The following is a 17549-nucleotide window of genomic DNA, read 5'->3' on the forward strand; positions in this document are numbered from 1 at the left end:
GAGGGGCGGCGCGATGAAGTTCAACGATGCGGTCTTCGGGCTGATCCTGCTGGCACTCGGCGCGCTGGTGCTCGCCGTGGTGCGCGGCTATCCCGGCATACCGGGCCAGCAGGTGGGGCCCGCGCTGTTCCCGGGTCTGATCGCCGTCGGCCTGTGCGTCTGCGGCGCCCTGCTGCTGGTCAAGGGCTGGCGCGAGCGGCAGGCCATGGCCTGGATGCGGCTTGGCGACTGGGCCGCTTCGCCGCGCCACCTGCTGTCGGCCGCGCTGGTCATCGGCTCGGTGGTGTTCTACATCGTCGCCTCGGAGCGGCTTGGCTTCCTGCCGACCGCGTCTATTTCGCTGGCGGCGCTGATGCTCGCCATGCGCGTGCCGCCGGGCCGCGCGGTGTTGATTGCATTGATTGCCTCGCTGCTCATCCATGCAGCGTTCTACAAGCTGTTGCGCGTTCCGCTGCCCTGGGGCGTCCTGACACCCATCGCCTGGTAACCGAGAACTCCATCCATGTCGGCAGCACTCTTGCAGGCTTTCTCGATGGTCTTCGAGCCCTACACCCTCCTCGTGATGGTGCTGGCCTCGTTCTACGGCCTGTTCGTCGGCGCGGTGCCGGGGCTGTCGGCCACCATGGCGGTCGCGCTGCTGGTGCCGGTCACCTTTTTCATGCCGCCGATTCCGGCGATTGCGGCCATGGTGACGGCCACCGCCATGGCCATTTTCTCGGGCGACATTCCCGGCTGCCTGCTGCGCATTCCGGGCACGCCCGCATCGGCCGCCTATACGGACGAAGCCTTCGCGATGACGCGCAAGGGCATGGCCGAGACCGCCTTGGGCGCGGGGCTCGTGTTCTCGGCCGTCGGCGGTCTTTTCGGTACCGTGGTGCTGATCGTGGCGGCACCTGCGCTGGCCGACTTTGCGCTCAACTTCAGTTCGTTCGAATATTTCTGGCTCGTGCTGCTGGGCCTGACCTGTGCCGTGTTCATCACCTCCGACCGGCCACTGAAAGGCATGGTCACGCTGCTGCTCGGCTTGCTGGTGGCCTGCGTGGGGCTCGGCAACCCGGCGGGTTTTCCGCGCTTCACTTTGGGCAACGCGGAGATGACCGGCGGCATCGGCATGATCCCGATGATGATCGGCATGTTCGCCATCTCGGAGGTGATCCGCTTCGCGGTCGACACGCTGCCGCCCGGCGAGATCGTGGTCGAGAAAGTGGGCCGCGTGCTTTCGGGCCAATGGGCGCTGGCCAAGAAGTACCCGGTGCAGATACTGCGCGGCAGCGTGCTGGGCACGGCGGTGGGCGCCTTGCCGGGCGCGGGTGCCGACATTGCGGCGTGGATGTCGTACGCCATGAGCAAGAAGTTCTCGAAGGAGCCCGAGAAGTTCGGCACGGGACACGTCGAAGGCATTGTCGAATCGGGTTCGGCCAACAACAGCGCGCTGGCCGGCGCATGGATTCCGGCGCTGGTGTTCGGCATTCCCGGAGACTCGATCACCGCCATCGTCATCGGCGTGCTCTACATGAAGAACCTCAACCCGGGGCCGACGCTGTTCACCACCAACCCGCAGAACATCTATGCGGTGTTCATGCTGTTCATCATTGCCAACATCATCATGATTCCGCTCGGCATCCTGTGCATCAAGGTGGCCAAGCGCATCCTGCGGGTGCCGCGCAACGTGCTGATGCCGCTGATCCTGCTGTTCTGCATCGTCGGTGCATTCGCCATCAACAATTCGCTGTTCGACGTGGGCGTGATGCTCGCGGCCGGCATCGTGGCCTACCTGCTCGAGGAGAACGGTTTCCCGATTGCGCCCGCCATCCTGGGCGTGGTGCTGGGCGGCATGCTCGAGGAGAACTTCATCACCTCGATGATCAAGTCCGACGGCAACCTGGCGGGCTTCGTGTCGCGGCCCATTGCCGCTTCGCTGGCGGCCGTGGTGGTGCTGGTGTGGATAGCGCCCTTGCTCAAGAAGCTGTGGAGCAAAGGCCGGCGCACCGCTTCATCTACTGCAGCTTGAGCGACCAGGTCTCGCCGACGAGCTGCTGGCCGAAACCTTCGTAGGGCTCGGCCTTGTCGAGCTTGAAACCCCGCTTCGCGTAGATAGCGCGAGCGGCTTCGAGGCAGCTGTTGGTCCAGAGCACCATCTTGCGGTAGCCCTTGGCGCGTGCGAAGGCAATGCATTCGTCGGTGAGGCGCCCGCCCAGCCCCAGCCCGCGTGCGGAAGGTGCGAGCAGCAGCAGGCGCAGCTGGGCCGTGGTGGCCGATTTGCGCACCACGAAGATCGCGCCTACCCGTTCGCCGTCGAGCTCGGCAATCCAGCACTTTTCCCACGCAGGCTGAAACTTGCGGACGAACCCGGCCACGATATCGGCCACCAGCGCTTCGAACTCGCTGTTCCAGCCGTACTCGCGCGCATACAGCTCACCGTGCTGCTGCACCACCCAGCCCATGTCGCCGGGCAAGGGGTCGCGCAGCACCACCGTGCGCGTTCGCGCCGCCGGGGCCGTGGCCGGATCGAGCAGGCGCTCGATCCGGGCCATCGCATCGACCACCTGCTGGCGGTCGGGGGGCGGCAATGGCGAGAGGAGAGCGGCGGCCTCGTCACGCGATTTTTGTTGCAACGGCGCAAACGCGGCGTGGCCCGCTTCGGTAAGGCGCAGCACGCTCTGTCGCGCATCGCGGGCATGCGGCTCGCGCGTGAGCCAGCCGGCGGCCTCGAAGCGGCGCAGGATGCGGCTCATGTAGCCGGCGTCGAGGCGCAGGTCGCGGCCGATTTCGCTCGCCACGGGCGTTTCCCGATGGGCCAGCTCGTACAGCACCCGGACATCGGTCAGCGACATGTCGCTGCCGAGATACGGATCGAGTACCCCGATGCGGCCCGTGTAGAACCGGTTGAAACGCCGAATCGCCTTGACGGCGGCGGGATCGGCGGCGGGCGGAAGGGCCGAAGAGGTTGCTGTTGTCATATGGATGGTTGACTTTGGCAACCATTTAAAGGCCTTGTCGCAGGTGCGTCAACAGGCCCGGGCGCGACAGGCGTGGTGGAAAACCCTAAAATCGCGGGTTGCCCACTGCTGCGCGGTGCCCGCCAAGCGCCCGCTGCCCACTTCCCCACTGATGAACGCCCCCGTCGACGTCTCCTTTTTTGCGCGTGCCGCCAAGCCGCTGACCAGCTACCGCAAGTACTGGGCCGCCCGTTTCGGCACGGCCAAATTCCTGCCGACCACGCGCAAGGAAATGGACGCGCTCGGCTGGGACAGCTGCGACATCATCGTGGTGACCGGCGACGCCTACGTCGACCACCCGAGCTTCGGCATGGCCGTGATCGGCCGCATGCTCGAGGCGCAGGGCTTCCGCGTGGGCATCATCGCGCAGCCCGACTGGCAGAGCGCCGAGCCCTTCAAGGCGTTGGGCAAGCCGAACCTGTTCTTCGGCGTGACCGCCGGCAACATGGATTCGATGATCAACCGCTACACGGCGGACCGGAAGATCCGCAGCGACGACGCCTACACGCCCGGCGATGTCGGGGGCGCACGGCCCGACCGCGCGGCCATCGTCTATTCGCAGCGCTGCAAGGAAGCCTGGAACGATGTGCCGATCATCCTCGGTGGCATCGAAGGCAGTCTGCGCCGCATCGCGCACTACGACTACTGGTCGGACAAGGTGCGCCGCTCCATCGTCGTCGACTCGAAGTGCGACCTGCTGCTGTACGGCAACGCCGAGCGCGCCATCGTCGAAATTGCGCACCGCCTGGCCGCCAAGGAGCCGGTGCAGCAGATCACCGACGTGCGCGGCACCGCGTTCGTGCGCCGCGACACACCCGAAGACTGGTTCGAGATCAACTCCACCAGCGTGGACGAGCCCGGCCGCGTCGAGGCGCACGTCAACCCGTACCTGATGGTGTCCGAGCAGGCCAAGGCCAATGGCGCGACCTGCGCGAAGGAAGACGAGGCCGAGGCCGTGGCGCGAGCCGCCGAAGCCGGCGCCGCGGTGAACCCCGTGAACCCGGCGATCAAGCCGCTGACTTTCGTACCGAACCCCGCGCTCCAGCAGCGCACCAGAATCAAGGTGCCGCCGCGCGACCGCAGCGTGATCCGCCTTCCATCTTACGAGCAGGTGCGCAGCGACCCGGTGCTCTATGCCCACGCCAACCGCGTGCTGCACCTGGAGACCAACCCCGGCAACGCCCGCGCGCTGGTGCAGGCGCACGGCGACGGCGCCACGGCGCGCGACGTGTGGATCAACCCGCCGCCCATTCCGCTCACCACGGCCGAGATGGACCACGTGTTCGACCTGGCCTATGCGCGCAGCCCGCATCCGCGCTACGCCGACGAGAACGGCAGCCACGACGGCGCGACCAAGATCCCTGCCTGGGAAATGATCCGCTTCAGCGTGAACATCATGCGCGGCTGCTTCGGCGGCTGCACCTTCTGCTCCATCACCGAGCACGAGGGCCGCATCATCCAGAGCCGCTCGGAAGAATCGATCATCAAGGAGGTCGAGGCCATCCGCGATTCGGTGAGCGGCTTTACCGGCACCATCTCCGACCTCGGCGGCCCCACGGCCAACATGTACCGCCTGGGCTGCAAGAGCCCCGAGATCGAGTCGGCATGCCGCAAGCCCAGTTGCGTGTACCCCGGCATCTGCCCGAACCTGGGCACCAACCACGATCCGCTCATCAAGATCTACCGCCGGGCGCGTGCGCTCAAGGGCATCAAGAAGATCCTGATCGGCTCGGGCTTGCGCTACGACCTGGCCGTGCAGTCGCCCGAGTACGTGAAGGAGCTGGTGCAGCACCACGTCGGCGGCTATCTCAAGATCGCGCCCGAGCACACCGAGCAGGGTCCGCTCACCAAGATGATGAAGCCCGGCATCGGCAGCTACGACAAGTTCAAGCAGATGTTCGAGAAGTTCTCGGCCGAAGCGGGCAAGAAGCAGTACCTCATTCCGTACTTCATTGCCGCGCATCCGGGCACCAGCGACGAGGACATGATGAACCTCGCGATCTGGCTCAAGAAGAACGGCTTCCGCGCCGACCAGGTGCAGACGTTCTATCCGAGTCCGATGGCCACCGCGACGACGATGTACCACACCAACAAGAACCCGCTGCGCAAGATCACGCGCGAGAGCGAGACGGTGGACATCGTGCGCGGCGACAAGCGCCGCCGCCTGCACAAGGCCTTCCTGCGCTACCACGATGCCAACAACTGGCCGCTCTTGCGCGAAGCGCTCAAGAGCATGGGCCGGGCCGACCTCATCGGAAACGGCAAGCATCACCTCATTCCGACGTGGCAGCCGCTGACCGACGGCGGCTACACGAGCGCGCGGCGCAAGAACTCGACCTCGGCACCGGTCGCCGCCAAAGCATCGGCACCAGTCAAGCTGGCGCCAGTGAAGCCGTCGAAGGGCCGCATCCTTACGCAGCACACCGGCCTGCCGCCGCGGGACAACGGTTCGGCGGCCCCTCGCAAGGCTGCAGCCGGCCCGGTGCGCGGCGGCATCCGCAAGCCGCGCTGAGTTCAGCTCCCGAGCAGGCCTGCCGGCAACAGCTTGCCGACCCAGGCCGCCACGGCGGCGATATTCAGCAGCACAGTGGCCCAGTACACCGCCATGAAGCTCGCCTTGCGCGACTTGTGGCGGAAGAGCCGCTGTGCACACCACGCGCCGGGCCAGCCTCCCGCCAGCGACAGCAGATGCAGCGTGCTCTCCGCGGTGCGCCAGCGTCCGGCCTGGGCGGCGCTCTTGTCGAAACCGTAGACGGCAAAGGTCAGCAGGCTGATCAGCAGCAGCACGCCCAAGGCCATGGCCGGCAGGCGTGCGGTCCATACGCCATAGCCGAGCAGGCCCGCATAACCCAGAAGCAGCACGCTCATGGGCAGCATCGACGATGAAGAGGAGGGGGCGCTGCCCCGCTGCGTCGCCGCGAATCGGCTGCGGTGCGGCCTGCATTCGGCGCTGCGGGAGCTTTGCGCGTCCGTGCCTGAGGGGCTCGAGGCGCCGCGGTGCCCACGGGGTGAACCGCCACGGCGCGCGGCCCTTTGCCGCCCACGTGAATCTCTTCGAAGCTCAGTTCCATGCCCACCTGCGGCTTCAATTGCCGATCAAGGAAATCGCGCAGATGCACGAACACATCCGCCGAAACCTCAGGGCTTCGGATGAAGCCGAAACCCCGCTCGGCCTCCCAGCGTACGAGCCGGCCCTGGCGCTTCATGATTTGCAAAGAGAAGGGTGCATGGCGGGATTCTCGCCGGCCGTTGTATCGTGTGGTCCCATGAGCAGTCTGTTCTCTCCGCCGGTTTCATGGGTGCGCGCCTGGGCGGGGGCCGTTCTGTTCGCGGCTTCGGCGCATGCGTTGGCAGCGCCGTCCGAACCTTCTTCCGCATCGGCCGAAGCGCTGCGCGCCGCGCATCAACGCATGAAAGGCAAGCTCGAGCGCAGCGGCTTCGGGCGGCCCGTCCAGCTCGATTCGCTCGAAACGCCGAGCGGACTGCAGGGCGACATCTATGCCGTGGTGGACCATTCGCTGCCGGAGATCAGCGCCGCGCTCAAGGAGTCGTCCCACTGGTGCGAACTGCTGAAGCTGCACGTCAACAATCGCCGCTGCCGCGCGGGCACGACGCCGCAAGGACAAGACATGCTGACGCTGTTCGTCGTGCGGCGCTACGACAAGCCGGTGGAGCAGGCGTTCGAGCTGCCCTTCGTCTATCGCGTGGCCAACGCGACGCCGGAGTACCTGTCGGTCGAAATGAACGCGGCCAGCGGTCCGCTGGGCACGAGCAACTACCGCGTCACGCTCGAAGCGGTGGCGCTCGACGAGCGAAGGAGCTTCCTGCATTTCGGCTACAGCTACGACCACAACATGATGGTTCGCATGGCGACCCAGGCCTACCTGGCCACCTTCGGCCGCAACAAGGTGGGTTTCACCGTGGTGGGCAAGGAGGCCGACGGCCAGCCCGACTACATTCGCGGCACGCGCGGACTGGTGGAGCGCAATGCGATGCGCTACTTTCTCACGCTCGACACCTATCTCTCTTCGGACGCCGGCGCGCCGGCCGAGCGGCGCGAGCGCGCCTGGTTTGCCGCGGCCGAGCAATATCCGCGGCAGCTGCACGAGGTCGAACTGGAAACCTACCTCGCGATCAAGCGCGAGGACCGGCAACGCGACGGCATCGGCCGCTGAGCGGCCTCATCCCTCCGGTTCGCGGGCTTGTCACGTGCCGTGCTCGGCAGCGCTTCGAGCGGAGCGGGCACCGCTCTTGCTTGAAGGGCCCATGACCACCCTTCGCTCCACGCGCCGCGGCGCTCTCCATTTCCTGGCCGCCGGCGCCGCCTCGCTCCTCGCGCTGCCGGCCTTCGCCCAGTGGCCCGACAAGCCGATCAGGATCATCGTGACCTTTCCGCCGGGCGGCTCGAGCGACATCCTGGCGCGCGTGATGGCCGAGCAGCTTGGCAAGAAGCTGGGCCAGCCGGTGGTGGTGGACAACAAGCCCGGCGCGGGCGGCACCATCGGCGGCGCGCTGGTGGCCGCGGCGCCGGCCGACGGCTACACCTTGATGCTCTCGAACACGACGCCGATCGCGCTCGGGCCCTTCACGCTGGAGAAGCAGCCCTACGACCCGGTGCAGGCCTTCACGCACGTGGCCTACCTGGGCTCGGCGCCCCTGGCGATCATGGCGAGCAAGCCCTCGGGCATCTCGAGCTATGCCGAGCTCGACACGCGGGCGCGCAAGGAAGGGCGGCTGGACTTCGGCTCGGGCGGTCCGGGCTCGATCGGCCATATCCACGGCGAGCTGATCCGCAGCATCACCGGCGCCAACCTGGTGCACGTGCCGTACCGCGGCGGCGCGCCGATGACCACCGATCTGATCGCCAACGTGATCCCCGTCGGCATCGACGTCATCACCGCCTACGTGCCCTTCTTCAAGAGCGGTCAGCTGGTGCCGCTGGCAGTGACCGGCACCACGCGCTCGCCGCTGATGCCCGAGGTGCCGACCGTCGTGGAACTCGGCCAGCCCAAGCTCGTGCTCGAGAACTTCTTCGGGCTCAGCGGGCCGGCCAGGCTGCCTGCCGACATGGTCGCCAGGCTCAACGCCGCCTGCAACGAGGTGCTGGTGATGCCCGAGGTGCAGAAGAAGCTGATCGAACTCGGCATCGTCGGCAAGCCGGAAAGCACGGCCCGCTTCGAGGGCTTCGTGAAGGAGCAGGTGGGGGTGCTCAGGCCGACCGTGAAAGGCGCGGGCATCAAGCTTTGAGCCCGCGGGTTCAGCCGGCCCGCAGGCTCAATCGGCGAGCGTGAGCAGCGGCAGGTCGCGCTCGCTGGCGATCGCCTCCAGTTCGGCGCGCGTGCGCGCGCGCAGCCAGGCCGCCAGCGCATCGCGGGTGGCGGGCGACATCATGTCGCGCGCTGCGAGGCCGGCCGCTTCGCACAGGCGCGTGGCGAAATGCGGCTCCAGCGCCGCGATCGCCACGCGGCCGTCGGCGCAGCGGTAGACGCGGTAGCCCGCATGGGCGCCGCCGACCGCGCCCGTGGGCTTCGTGAGGCCCCAGGTGCGCGGCAGCGCGAGCCAGTCGGCCGAGGCATTGAGCGCCACTTCGAGATAGATGCCGTTCGCCTTGGCCGCGGACCGCGCGTGCAAGGTGGCCTGCAGCACCGCTTCGCTCGCGAGCAGGGCGCCGCCCATGTCGGCGTAGAGGGTGGGCGGCAGTTCGGTACCGGTGACGAGGCCGCTTGCCGCAACATAGGTCAGGTCGTGGCCCGGCTCCTCGGCACCGGCACCGGGTGCGCCGACGATCGCGACCTGCGACAGCGACGGATGGCGCGCCTGGAGCATCGCCCATTCGAGCTTGAGCTTGACGAGCGCAGACGGCCGGAAAGAGGTCAACAGCACGTCCGCCTGCGCCAGCTCGGCATGCAGCTGTTGCTGGCCGGCCTCGGTCTTGAGGTCGGCGCACCGGATGGAGACGCCTTCGTGCAGCGCGGCATAGGCTTCCTCGTTGTAGAGCGCCATCGGGTCGCCGCCCGGCGGTTCGAGCTTCACGCAGGTGGCGCCCATTTCGCGGCAGCGCAACAGGGCCGCGGGCCCCGGCAGGTTGAGCGCAAGGCTCAGCACTCGGACGCCGGCAAGCGGCTGAAAAGAGGAAGCGGTGGCAGTGGGCATGCGCGTGAGTCCCGGTGAAGGGGCGTTGTCTCGTGATGCCATTCTTACCGACTCAGCTTACGCCGCAAGGGCTCGCCGCGTAGCATGCGAAGACGCAGTGGCTGCAATTCTGCGGCCGGCGCCACCATCAAGGAGACGACGCATGTTCGAACCTTCTCTCATGAGCGGCCAGCGCATTCTGGTGACCGGCGGCGGCACCGGCCTGGGCCGCGCCATGGCCGAGCGTTTTCTAGGGTTGGGCGCCGATATCGCCATCTGCGGCCGGCGCCAATCGGTCTGCGAAGACACGGCGGCCGAGTGGCGGCAGCAGTTCCCCGGGCGCCGCATCGATGCCTTCGGCGTCGACATCCGCAATGCGCAGAACGTCGACGACATGGTCGAGAGCCTGTTCCAGAGCGGCGGCCTCACGGGGCTCGTGAACAACGCCGCGGGCAACTTCGTGGCGCCGACCGAGAGCCTGTCGCCCCGCGCCTTCGATGCCATTGCGAACATCGTCTTTCACGGCAGCTTCTACGTGACCCAGGCCATCGGCAAGCGCTGGGTGGCGCAGGCCAAGGCTGGTGAATGGAAGCAGGGCGATGCGTTCCGCAGCGTGATGAGCATCATCGTGACCTGGGTCGACAACGGCAGCCCCTACGTCGTGCCTTCGGCCATGAGCAAGGCCGGCATCGAGGTCATGACCAAGTCGCTGGCCGTGGAGTGGGCGCGCCACGGCATTCGCCTGAACGCCGTCGGCCCGGGCGAGATTCCGACCGAAGGAATGAGCAAGCGCCTGAACCCCGGCGAAGAGCCCGGCGCGCGCAGCAAGAAGACCAACCCGATGGCGCGCACCGGCCGCATGAGCGAGCTGCAGAACCTGGCGGCCTTTCTCATGGCGCCGGGCCAATGCGACTGGCTCACCGGGCAGAGCATCATGATGGACGGCGGCAACGCGCTCGCCACGGGCGGCAACTTCTACGAACTGCGCCAGTGGAGCGACGACGACTGGCAGGCCGCGCGCGAACGCATCGAGGCGCAGAACCAGAAGGACAAGGCGCAGCGCTGACCGGTGCCTTCAGCCGCCGCGCTATCGTTGCGTGTCATCAACCAGAGAAAAAGAAGATGCAACTCGTAGGCATGCTCGATTCGCCCTATGTACGCCGCGCGGCCATTTCGCTGCGCCTGCTGGGGCTGCCGTTCGAACACCGGTCGATCTCGGTTTTCAGCACTTTCGAACAGTTCCGGGAGATCAATCCCGTGGTCAAGGCGCCCACTCTGGTGTGCGACGACGGCACGCTGCTGATGGACTCCACCCTGATCATCGACCACGCGGAAACCCTGGCGGGCCGCAGCCTCATGCCGTCCGGCCGCCCCGAGCGGCAGCAGGCGCTGCGGGTGCTGGGGCTTGCGCTCGCCGCCTGCGAGAAGACGGTGCAGATCGTCTATGAGCGCAACTTGCGTCCGCCTGAAAAGCAGCACGCGCCGTGGATCGACAGGGTGCGGGGCCAGCTGGCCGCCGCCTATGCCGGGCTCGAGGCCGAGACACGGAAAGTGCCCGCGGTGGCGGGCGAAGCCACGCTGGGGCAGTCCGGGCTGACGAGCGCCGTGGCGTGGAGCTTCACGCAGCTGATGCTTCCCGACCTCGTCGCGCCGGCCGACTACCCGTGCCTTGCAGCCTTCGCCGCCGAGGCGGAAAGGCTGCCGGCGTTCAAGGCGCTTCCGCAGGTCTGAGAGTCAGGCCTCGATATCGGCGCCACGCTCGGCCAGCAGGCTGCGCAGCAGCGAGCGATGGCAGCGCGATTCTTCCTCGCAATAGCAGCCCACGGAAAACGCCGCGGTGTGCGACAGGGCTGCGAGCAAGTCGAGGCTGCGGCTCGCATCGGCCTCGGCCATCTCGGCCTTGTACTTGCGCACGAAGGCGTTCCACTGCGCGGGCGTTTCGGCTTCCTGGCCCAGCTTCATGGTCTCGGCCGAAGGGGCGAGATTCGGGTACCACACGTCGTACCAGTCCTGCGCGGCGAACTCGGTCTTCGGCACGCCGCGCGGCGGGCGGCGCACGGTGCCGATGCGCAGGCCCTCGCCGCTGGCGCGCGGTGTGCCGAGGCGAACGATGCGAATGCTCATGCAGGGGCTCCTTCGATTGTCTTTGACGGGCTTCAGGTGCCGACGATACCGCCGTCGCGCCGCCGTATCGCCAGCGTGGCCGAGCGCGGGCGGGCGCTGCCCGGCACCGTGCCGTCGGGCCAGGCGCTCGTCGGTGCGCCGTTGCCGTCGTCGCGCGACTCGCCCGGATGTTGGATGTTGACGAACAGCGTGCGCCGGTCGGGCGTCACGACGCAGCCCGTGACTTCGCTGCCGCTCGGCGCCGTCAGGAAGCGCTTGATGCGGCCCATCGCCGGGTCGGCGCACAGCATCTGGTTGTTGCCCAGCGAGGCATAGGGCGGCGTGCCGATCAGCTGACCGCTCATGTCGGTCTGGATCCAGAGCAGGCCGCCGCCGTCGAAGTGCAGCCCGTCGGGCCTGCCGAAGATGTCGGCATCGCCAGACGGATAGCGTGCGCCGCTGTTCGCTTGAGAGGCATCGCCGGCGAGCGCGAAATGGTCCCAGGCAAAGCCCGTGCTGCCCGCGTCGCCGCCGTCCTCGCGCCACCGCAGGATGCCGCCGAACAGGTTGTCGGCCCGCGGGTTGGCGGCGTCCGGTGCGGGCTTGCCCGGATCGCCGCGCTGGCTGTTGTTGGTGAGCGTGACATACACCTCGCCGGTTTGCGGGTGCACGGCAATCCACTCGGGGCGGTCCATTCGGGTGCCGCCCACCACGTCGCCCGCGAGCCGTGCGTGGATCAGCACCTCCGCCTGGTCGGCGAAGCCGCTGGCCGCATCGAGGCCGCTGCGCCCGTGGACGAGTTCAAGCCATCGGCCACGTCCGTCGGCATCGAAGCGGGCGACGTAGAGCCTGCCTTCGTCGAGCAGCCGGCTGTTGGCCGCACCGCCGCCGGCCGCCGAAACCTTTCCGTGGCTGACGAACTTGTAGATGTATTCGAACCGTGCGTCGTCGCCCATGTAGACCACGACGCGTCCGTCCTTGGCGAGCGTGCAGGTCGCACTCTCCTGGCGCTTGCGGCCGAGCGCCGTGCGCTTGACGGGCTTGGCCGTGGGGTCGAAGGGATCGATTTCCACCACCCAGCCGAAGCGATGGGCTTCGTTCGGATGCCGGCTCAGGTCGAAGCGTTCTTCGAAGCGCCAGTACTCCACCCATTGCGATCCCGGCACCGCACCGTATCGCCGCTGCGCGGGCGTCATGTCTTTGGCGGCCTCCTTCGGGCCGCCGAAGTAGCCATGAAAGTTTTCTTCGCAGGTCAGGTAGGTGCCCCATGGCGTCACGCCCATCGCGCAGTTGGCAAAGGTGCCGAACACCTCGTCGCCGGACGGGTTGCCCGCGGTGCGCATCAGCGGCGTACCCGCGGCAGGGCCCGCAATGCGCATGGGCGTGTTGCCGTGCACGCGCCGGGCATAGGGCGAGGGGCGCACTTGGCGCCAGCCGTCGCGGCTGCGCTCGATCTCGATGACCGAAACGCCCATCGCATGCAGCGACTTGCGCACCTTCTCGGCGGTCCATTCCGCGATGCCGTCGGCATGGAGCAACTGCTCGTCGGTGTACTCGTGGTTCACCACGAGCAGGGCGCGATCTTCCGCCGGCAGCGGAAAGAAGTGCATGCCGTCGTGGTGCATGCCGGCCTGCAATGCCTGGTCGGCTGCGCTGTGGGAGCCATCGGGCGCGTAAGCCGACATCGGGCGGCCCTCGATGCCGGTGGGCGTCCCCCACGGATAGAGCAGCTGCCACTCGTATTCCGGCGGCACCACCACGGCGTCTCGCAGCGAAGCCGGCACGGCGGTGAAGCCGAGTACGGCCGGGCCGTCCTGGCTGGAGGGCGCGCTGGCGCCACTTCGGTGCAGCAGCGCCACCACGGCGGCGGCGCCCGATTGCAGAAAGATCCGGCGATCCAGGGGCATGAGTCGAAAGAGCTGTTGGGTAGGCGACAGGCGCCATCATCGCCGAGCGCCGCACCGGGTGATACTGGCGCGAACAAAACCCAAGGAGACACGAATGGCCGATCGGATCGAATGGACCCGCCACCCCGACGGCGTGGTCGAACTGCAGCTTGCACGCGCCGACAAGATGAACGCGCTCGATCCCGCGATGTTCGACGCGCTGATCGAAGCGGGCGAGGCCTTGCGCGGCGACGCCGCCGTACGCGCCGTGGTGATCTCGGGCCAGGGCAAGGCGTTTTGCGCCGGCCTCGACATGGCCTCCTTCGAACGCATGGGGCAGGGCGCCGCGAGCGCCGTGCTGGGCGCGGCGGCCGGCGGTACCGATCTCTCCGTCCGGACCCACGGCATTTCGAACGCCGCCCAGTACGTCGCGATGGTCTGGCGCGAGGTGCCGGTGCCGGTCATCGCGGCCGTGCACGGCGTGGCTTTCGGCGGCGGCCTGCAGGTGGCGCTGGGTGCCGATATCCGCATCGTGGCGCCCGACACCCGGATGTCGGTCATGGAGATCAAGTGGGGCCTGGTGCCCGACATGGGCGGCATGGTGCTGATGCGCGAGCTCGCCCGCAGCGACGTGGTGCGCGAGCTCACCTTCACGGGGCGCATCTTCACTGGCGAGGAAGCGCTGCAACTCGGCTTTGCCACAAGGCTGGCGGCCGACCCGCTGGCCGAGGCCCTGCAGATGGCGCGCGACATCGCGGGCAAGAGTCCCGACGCCATCCGCGCGGGAAAGCGGCTGCTCAATGCCTCGCTCTCGAGCAGCGCGGCCGATTTGCTGGTTGCCGAATCGGTCGAGCAGCAGGCGTTGATCGGGGGAGCGCACCAGCTCGAAGCCGTGCAGGCCAACATCGGGCGGCGCCCACCGCGTTTCAGCACCCCAGCTTGAAGCAGGCCGGCAGGCCCGCAGGCCTTCAAGGCCGAAGTGCGACATCCTGGCGGTTTCTTCCGCCAAATGCCGCCATTCGCAGCGTGGTCTCACCTGCATGTAAGACTTTGGTTTCTCTGGGTCGGGCGGGTCGTCTCAACCACAAAGGCGCCCTTTGTGTGACGTAGGTCACGTCTCGGTCGGGAATAGGGTGACGGAAGGGTGGCTGTTTCAGTCACATTCCTTAACAATTAATCCTTTTGACTGCGATCGCGATCCTGCATGTCGACGACGTTTTTCTGCAACCTGAGCCTGCCCATCCTGGTGGGCGAGGATCGCTACAAGTACATACCGGTCGTCGGCGTTTTCCGAACCATGCCGGTCGAGCAGATCGACGAGTGGGTGATGCACCCCGACGGCAAGCCGCGCAGCGACCGCGAACTGGCGGCGGAGGTTCTTGTCGAGATCCGCAGGCCCCCCGAAGCCGGTGGGGGCGCTGCTGTGCAGGCCCTTGACGTCGCGGACGTCCTGCAGCTGGACCGCGCGGCCGCCATCGTCGTGTCCACCTACCTCGCGGCATTGCCTCGCGTCTGAGCTGCGCGCCACGTCATCGCTTCTGCTTAATCGCGGCCCAGGCGGGCCCAAGCTGCTTTCAGTGCCTGCCGCGCGCGTCCACCGGCCAGATGGCCACCAGCGTGTCGCCGTCGACCACGTGGTACGCGTCGTGCAGGTTGACGGTCGGGTCGCAATGCGGCGTGACGAACTCCACACGTTCGCCCAGCGCGGGCCGTGAGCCGGCGAACAGCAGCTTGCCGTGCTCGTCGCCAAAGAACGCGTAGCGGCTCGACGGATCGGCGCCGCGCGCCACCAGCGGCACGCCGCTGTCCGTGGCGAAGCACTTGGTGCCGCCGTCGACCGTGACCCACTCCGCCGCTCGGGTGCTCACCACCGCCGTCTGCACGAACAATGACACTTCGAAAGGCGAAGGCTGCCCCGGTTGTCCGAGCACTTGCGCGTATTCCGCGTCCATGAAGACGTAGGAGCCCGCCTGCAGTTCGGTGAACGCATCGCGCTGCGCATCGAGATCGTGGGTGCCGGTGCCCGCCCCCGTGACGATATCGAAATGAATGCCGCTGCGCTTGGCTTCGGCGACGATGCGGGCGACGGTTTCGCGCAAGGCTGCGGCCGCGGCACTGCGCTGCTCCCGGTCGGCAATGTGCTGCAGGTTGCCGGCATACGCCTGCAGGCCGCGCAGTTTCAAGCGGGGTTCGGCGGCGATGAGGCGCGCCAGCTCGAGCACCTGTGCTTCGTTGGCAGCGCCGGTGCGGTTGTAGCCCGCGCCGTAGTCGACCAGCACCTCGAGCGGATGCGGCAGGCCGAGCGTGGCGGCGGCAAGATCCGCTGCGTTGCGTGGGTCGTCCACCACCACCATCATGCCGCCGGGCCCCGCGAGCCTGGCGAGTTTGACCACCCGTGCGATCTTGCTCGGCGTCACGGCGGGCGAGGTGATCAGCACATCCGGAATGCCGGCCTTGACCATCACCTCCGCCTCGCCCAGCGTGACGCAGCTCACGCCGATGGCCCCCGCGGCCACCTGGCGCCGCGCGATCTCCACCGACTTGTGGGTCTTCACATGAGGCCTGAGGCCGACGCCGCGCGCCTTGGCAAAGGCGGCCATGCGCTCGATGTTGCGCATCAGGGCGCCCAGGTCGATCAGGAGCGCGGGCGTATCGAGCGATTGACGCCCGCCTGCAATGCCGATCAGCGGCGTATTGACTTGCGTATCGAGGAGCATGGGAAACCTTCGTATGCAGAGAGTTCGGAATCCGCGCGCCAGGCGCGATGAATGGCGAAATGATCGCACCGAAAGGCTGCCGGCGGTACTTCGCCGAGCCCTCCGGGAGACGGTTGCTCAGTCGACTCGGGATGGCGCCCGCAGCGCGGAACGCCTGAGCGCCAGCCACCAGAGCAGCGCTGCATTGATGGCCCAGCCACCCGCCAACAGCAGGAGCGCGGTTCGCGCAACGCCCGGTTCCAGATCGAGCGTCAGCAAAGCCAGCGACCAGGGCAGCGCCCCGGCAATGGCCGCCAGCATGCCCAGTTCGCTGCCCGGAAATGCGGCGGATGAAGCGACGCAAACCACGCCCGCGGCCGAATAGGCGAGCGCGCCGATGCGCCACCAGGAAGGAAAGAGCGGCCGGGGGTCTGCGGTGTCCATGCCCCGACGATTGCAGGAGGCCGGGGCGCGCTGCGACAGCCGCCCGCGCGAAGCGGTGTAAGTCTTCAGGCGACGCCTGGCGCCGCTTCCGTCAGTGCGACCGACACGCACTCCAGCGCAATGGCCAGTTGCGTGAGCGTGGGCAAGCCAAAGCCCAGCCGAAACACCAGCGGCTCGTCGCCGAACCACGGTCCGGGCGCCACGCGCGTGCTGTACCGTGCCAGCGTCGCGTAGAAGCGTTCGACGGCCGCTGCGTCGAAGACCTCGTGCTTCAGCCGCACGCAGCACAACGCCCCGGCGTCCGGGCGCACCCACTCGATGTGGGCGGGATGGCGCAACACCCAGTTTTCGACGACCTGCAGGTTTTGCGCGAGGAGCTCGCGCCTCTCGCCGATGATCCGGTCGCGCTGCCTCAGCACGGCCAGCGCCAGCGCTTCGTCCACCGGCGAGCACGAGATCACGGTGCTGAACTTGGCCGTGACCAGCGCCTGGCGCAGCGCGGTGTCGCGCGTGATGGCCCAGCCGATGCGCAGGCCCGCCGAGCCATGGCTCTTGGAGAGCGACGCCACCGAGATGACCCTGGGGCCGAGGCTCGCGGAGCTCGGCGCCGAGGTGTCGTCGCCGAACGCGGCCTCGCGGTAGGTTTCGTCGATCACCAGCCAGGCTTCGGGTGCGTGTTCGGCCAGCATCGCCACGATCTCGCGCAAGGTTTGCGCGGGAATCGCAACGCCCGAAGGGTTCTGCGGCGAGGCCAGGCTCACCACCTTCGTTTTCGGCGACAGCAGTTTTCGCAGCGCGCCCAGGTCGACGCGGTAGCCCGTGTCGAAGCGCAAGGGCAGCGCGCGCGTGGTGGCGCCGACGGCGGTCAGCGCGTTGCGCGCGAGCGGAAACACCGGTTCGGCCACGATGGCTTCGTCGCCTGCCTGGCACAGCATGAAAGCGATGAGAAAAAGAGCGTGCATGCCGCCGACAGTGACCACCACGTCGTCGGCATCGACGCCGTTGTCAGCCGCGATTTCCCGGCGGAGCTCCGGGTTGCCCGCGGCCGTGCCGTAGTCCAGCGCAAAGTCGGCGCCGTCGCCGAAAGCCGTGTCGATCAACTCAGCCAGCCGCACGCTCGGCCCCACGCTTTCGGCAAGGTCGAAGCGGGGCGCTTTGCCGACCAGGGAGATGATTTCGTTGTTCGGAAACCGTGCCATGTGCTGCTGCTTCATCGGTGGTTGTTGAGCTGACATCGATGTTGCCGATCGACGGCTGGCGATAACAGCCACAATTTCCTGAAATTAGGT

General features: G+C 67.6%; 18 protein-coding genes. 9 read left to right on the top strand and 9 right to left on the bottom strand.

The annotated features are described in order from the left end of the window. Positions 1 to 13 precede the first annotated feature (13 nt). Positions 14 to 487 carry a tripartite tricarboxylate transporter TctB family protein gene (locus tag QFZ42_RS08650; protein WP_307700568.1) on the top strand — a complete coding sequence of 158 codons (474 nt, stop codon included), beginning with the start codon at positions 14 to 16 and terminating at the stop codon, positions 485 to 487. Between the two features lie 15 nt (positions 488 to 502). Then, positions 503 to 2011 carry a tripartite tricarboxylate transporter permease gene (locus QFZ42_RS08655; protein ID WP_307700569.1) on the top strand — a complete coding sequence of 503 codons (1509 nt, stop codon included), beginning with the start codon at positions 503 to 505 and terminating at the stop codon, positions 2009 to 2011. On the opposite strand, the gene QFZ42_RS08660 is transcribed toward QFZ42_RS08655, so the two are convergent. After that, positions 1998 to 2960 (bottom strand): bifunctional helix-turn-helix transcriptional regulator/GNAT family N-acetyltransferase, encoded by a 963-nt coding sequence (locus tag QFZ42_RS08660; RefSeq protein ID WP_307700570.1) that lies wholly within the window; start codon positions 2958 to 2960, stop codon positions 1998 to 2000. The two genes, QFZ42_RS08655 and QFZ42_RS08660, sit on opposite strands and share 14 nt — an antisense overlap. A 151-nt stretch (positions 2961 to 3111) precedes the next feature. On the opposite strand from QFZ42_RS08660, the gene QFZ42_RS08665 reads away from it, so the two are divergent. After that, positions 3112 to 5511: a YgiQ family radical SAM protein gene (locus tag QFZ42_RS08665; RefSeq protein WP_307700571.1), complete on the top strand. Its 2400-nt coding sequence runs from the start codon at positions 3112 to 3114 to the stop codon at positions 5509 to 5511. Between the two features lie 2 nt (positions 5512 to 5513). On the opposite strand, the gene QFZ42_RS08670 is transcribed toward QFZ42_RS08665, so the two are convergent. Further along, a complete protein-coding gene (locus tag QFZ42_RS08670; RefSeq protein ID WP_307700572.1) occupies positions 5514 to 5867 on the bottom strand; it encodes a DUF1294 domain-containing protein in 354 nt (117 codons plus the stop codon). Beyond that, positions 5864 to 6205, bottom strand: a complete 342-nt coding sequence (locus QFZ42_RS08675) for a cold shock domain-containing protein (RefSeq protein WP_307700573.1) — start codon at positions 6203 to 6205, stop codon at positions 5864 to 5866. Before QFZ42_RS08675 ends, QFZ42_RS08670 begins: the two co-directional genes overlap by 4 nt. A gap of 60 nt (positions 6206 to 6265) precedes the next feature. Between QFZ42_RS08675 and QFZ42_RS08680 the strand changes: the two genes are divergently transcribed. Together QFZ42_RS08680 and QFZ42_RS08685 are read left to right on the top strand one after the other, a co-directional pair. Then, positions 6266 to 7174 (top strand): hypothetical protein, encoded by a 909-nt coding sequence (locus QFZ42_RS08680; RefSeq protein WP_307700574.1) that lies wholly within the window; start codon positions 6266 to 6268, stop codon positions 7172 to 7174. 91 nt (positions 7175 to 7265) lie between these two features. Then, the gene (locus QFZ42_RS08685) at positions 7266 to 8246 is read left to right on the top strand and encodes a Bug family tripartite tricarboxylate transporter substrate binding protein (RefSeq protein WP_307700575.1); all 981 of its coding nucleotides are present in this window, start codon (positions 7266 to 7268) and stop codon (positions 8244 to 8246) included. Between the two features lie 27 nt (positions 8247 to 8273). Here QFZ42_RS08685 and QFZ42_RS08690 read toward each other — a convergent pair whose 3' ends face one another. Further along, the gene (locus QFZ42_RS08690) at positions 8274 to 9152 is read right to left on the bottom strand and encodes a CoA transferase (RefSeq protein ID WP_307700576.1); all 879 of its coding nucleotides are present in this window, start codon (positions 9150 to 9152) and stop codon (positions 8274 to 8276) included. A 142-nt stretch (positions 9153 to 9294) separates the two neighbouring features. Here QFZ42_RS08690 and QFZ42_RS08695 point away from each other — a divergent pair, with 142 nt between their 5' ends. Beyond that, positions 9295 to 10197, top strand: coding sequence for an SDR family oxidoreductase (locus QFZ42_RS08695; RefSeq protein ID WP_307700577.1), 903 nt, complete (start codon positions 9295 to 9297; stop codon positions 10195 to 10197). Between the two features lie 56 nt (positions 10198 to 10253). Continuing rightward, positions 10254 to 10862, top strand: a complete 609-nt coding sequence (locus tag QFZ42_RS08700; protein WP_307700578.1) for a glutathione S-transferase — start codon at positions 10254 to 10256, stop codon at positions 10860 to 10862. A 3-nt stretch (positions 10863 to 10865) separates the two neighbouring features. Here the strand turns inward: QFZ42_RS08700 and QFZ42_RS08705 are convergent, their stop codons facing one another. Both QFZ42_RS08705 and QFZ42_RS08710 read right to left on the bottom strand, forming a co-directional pair. Continuing rightward, positions 10866 to 11255, bottom strand: a complete 390-nt coding sequence (locus QFZ42_RS08705) for a DUF488 domain-containing protein (RefSeq protein ID WP_307700579.1) — start codon at positions 11253 to 11255, stop codon at positions 10866 to 10868. 32 nt (positions 11256 to 11287) lie between these two features. Next, the gene (locus QFZ42_RS08710; RefSeq protein ID WP_307700580.1) at positions 11288 to 13141 is read right to left on the bottom strand and encodes a PhoX family protein; all 1854 of its coding nucleotides are present in this window, start codon (positions 13139 to 13141) and stop codon (positions 11288 to 11290) included. Positions 13142 to 13235: 94 nt separating this feature from the next. Here QFZ42_RS08710 and QFZ42_RS08715 point away from each other — a divergent pair, with 94 nt between their 5' ends. Continuing rightward, on the top strand, positions 13236 to 14063 hold the full coding sequence (locus QFZ42_RS08715) for a crotonase/enoyl-CoA hydratase family protein (protein ID WP_307700581.1): 828 nt from the start codon (positions 13236 to 13238) through the stop codon (positions 14061 to 14063). Between the two features lie 261 nt (positions 14064 to 14324). Further along, positions 14325 to 14636: a hypothetical protein gene (locus QFZ42_RS08720; protein ID WP_307700582.1), complete on the top strand. Its 312-nt coding sequence runs from the start codon at positions 14325 to 14327 to the stop codon at positions 14634 to 14636. Between the two features lie 58 nt (positions 14637 to 14694). On the opposite strand, the gene QFZ42_RS08725 is transcribed toward QFZ42_RS08720, so the two are convergent. The 3 genes from QFZ42_RS08725 to QFZ42_RS08735 all read right to left on the bottom strand — a co-directional run bounded on the left by QFZ42_RS08725 (position 14695) and on the right by QFZ42_RS08735 (position 17495). Continuing rightward, positions 14695 to 15837: a DSD1 family PLP-dependent enzyme gene (locus tag QFZ42_RS08725; protein WP_307700583.1), complete on the bottom strand. Its 1143-nt coding sequence runs from the start codon at positions 15835 to 15837 to the stop codon at positions 14695 to 14697. Positions 15838 to 15954: 117 nt separating this feature from the next. Continuing rightward, positions 15955 to 16260, bottom strand: coding sequence for a hypothetical protein (locus QFZ42_RS08730; RefSeq protein ID WP_307700584.1), 306 nt, complete (start codon positions 16258 to 16260; stop codon positions 15955 to 15957). Positions 16261 to 16325: 65 nt separating this feature from the next. After that, the gene (locus QFZ42_RS08735; protein ID WP_307700585.1) at positions 16326 to 17495 is read right to left on the bottom strand and encodes a pyridoxal phosphate-dependent aminotransferase; all 1170 of its coding nucleotides are present in this window, start codon (positions 17493 to 17495) and stop codon (positions 16326 to 16328) included. Positions 17496 to 17549: the final 54 nt, after the last annotated feature.

The sequence above is a fragment of the Variovorax paradoxus genome (assembly GCF_030815855.1).
Taxonomy (GTDB): domain Bacteria; phylum Pseudomonadota; class Gammaproteobacteria; order Burkholderiales; family Burkholderiaceae_C; genus Variovorax; species Variovorax paradoxus_M.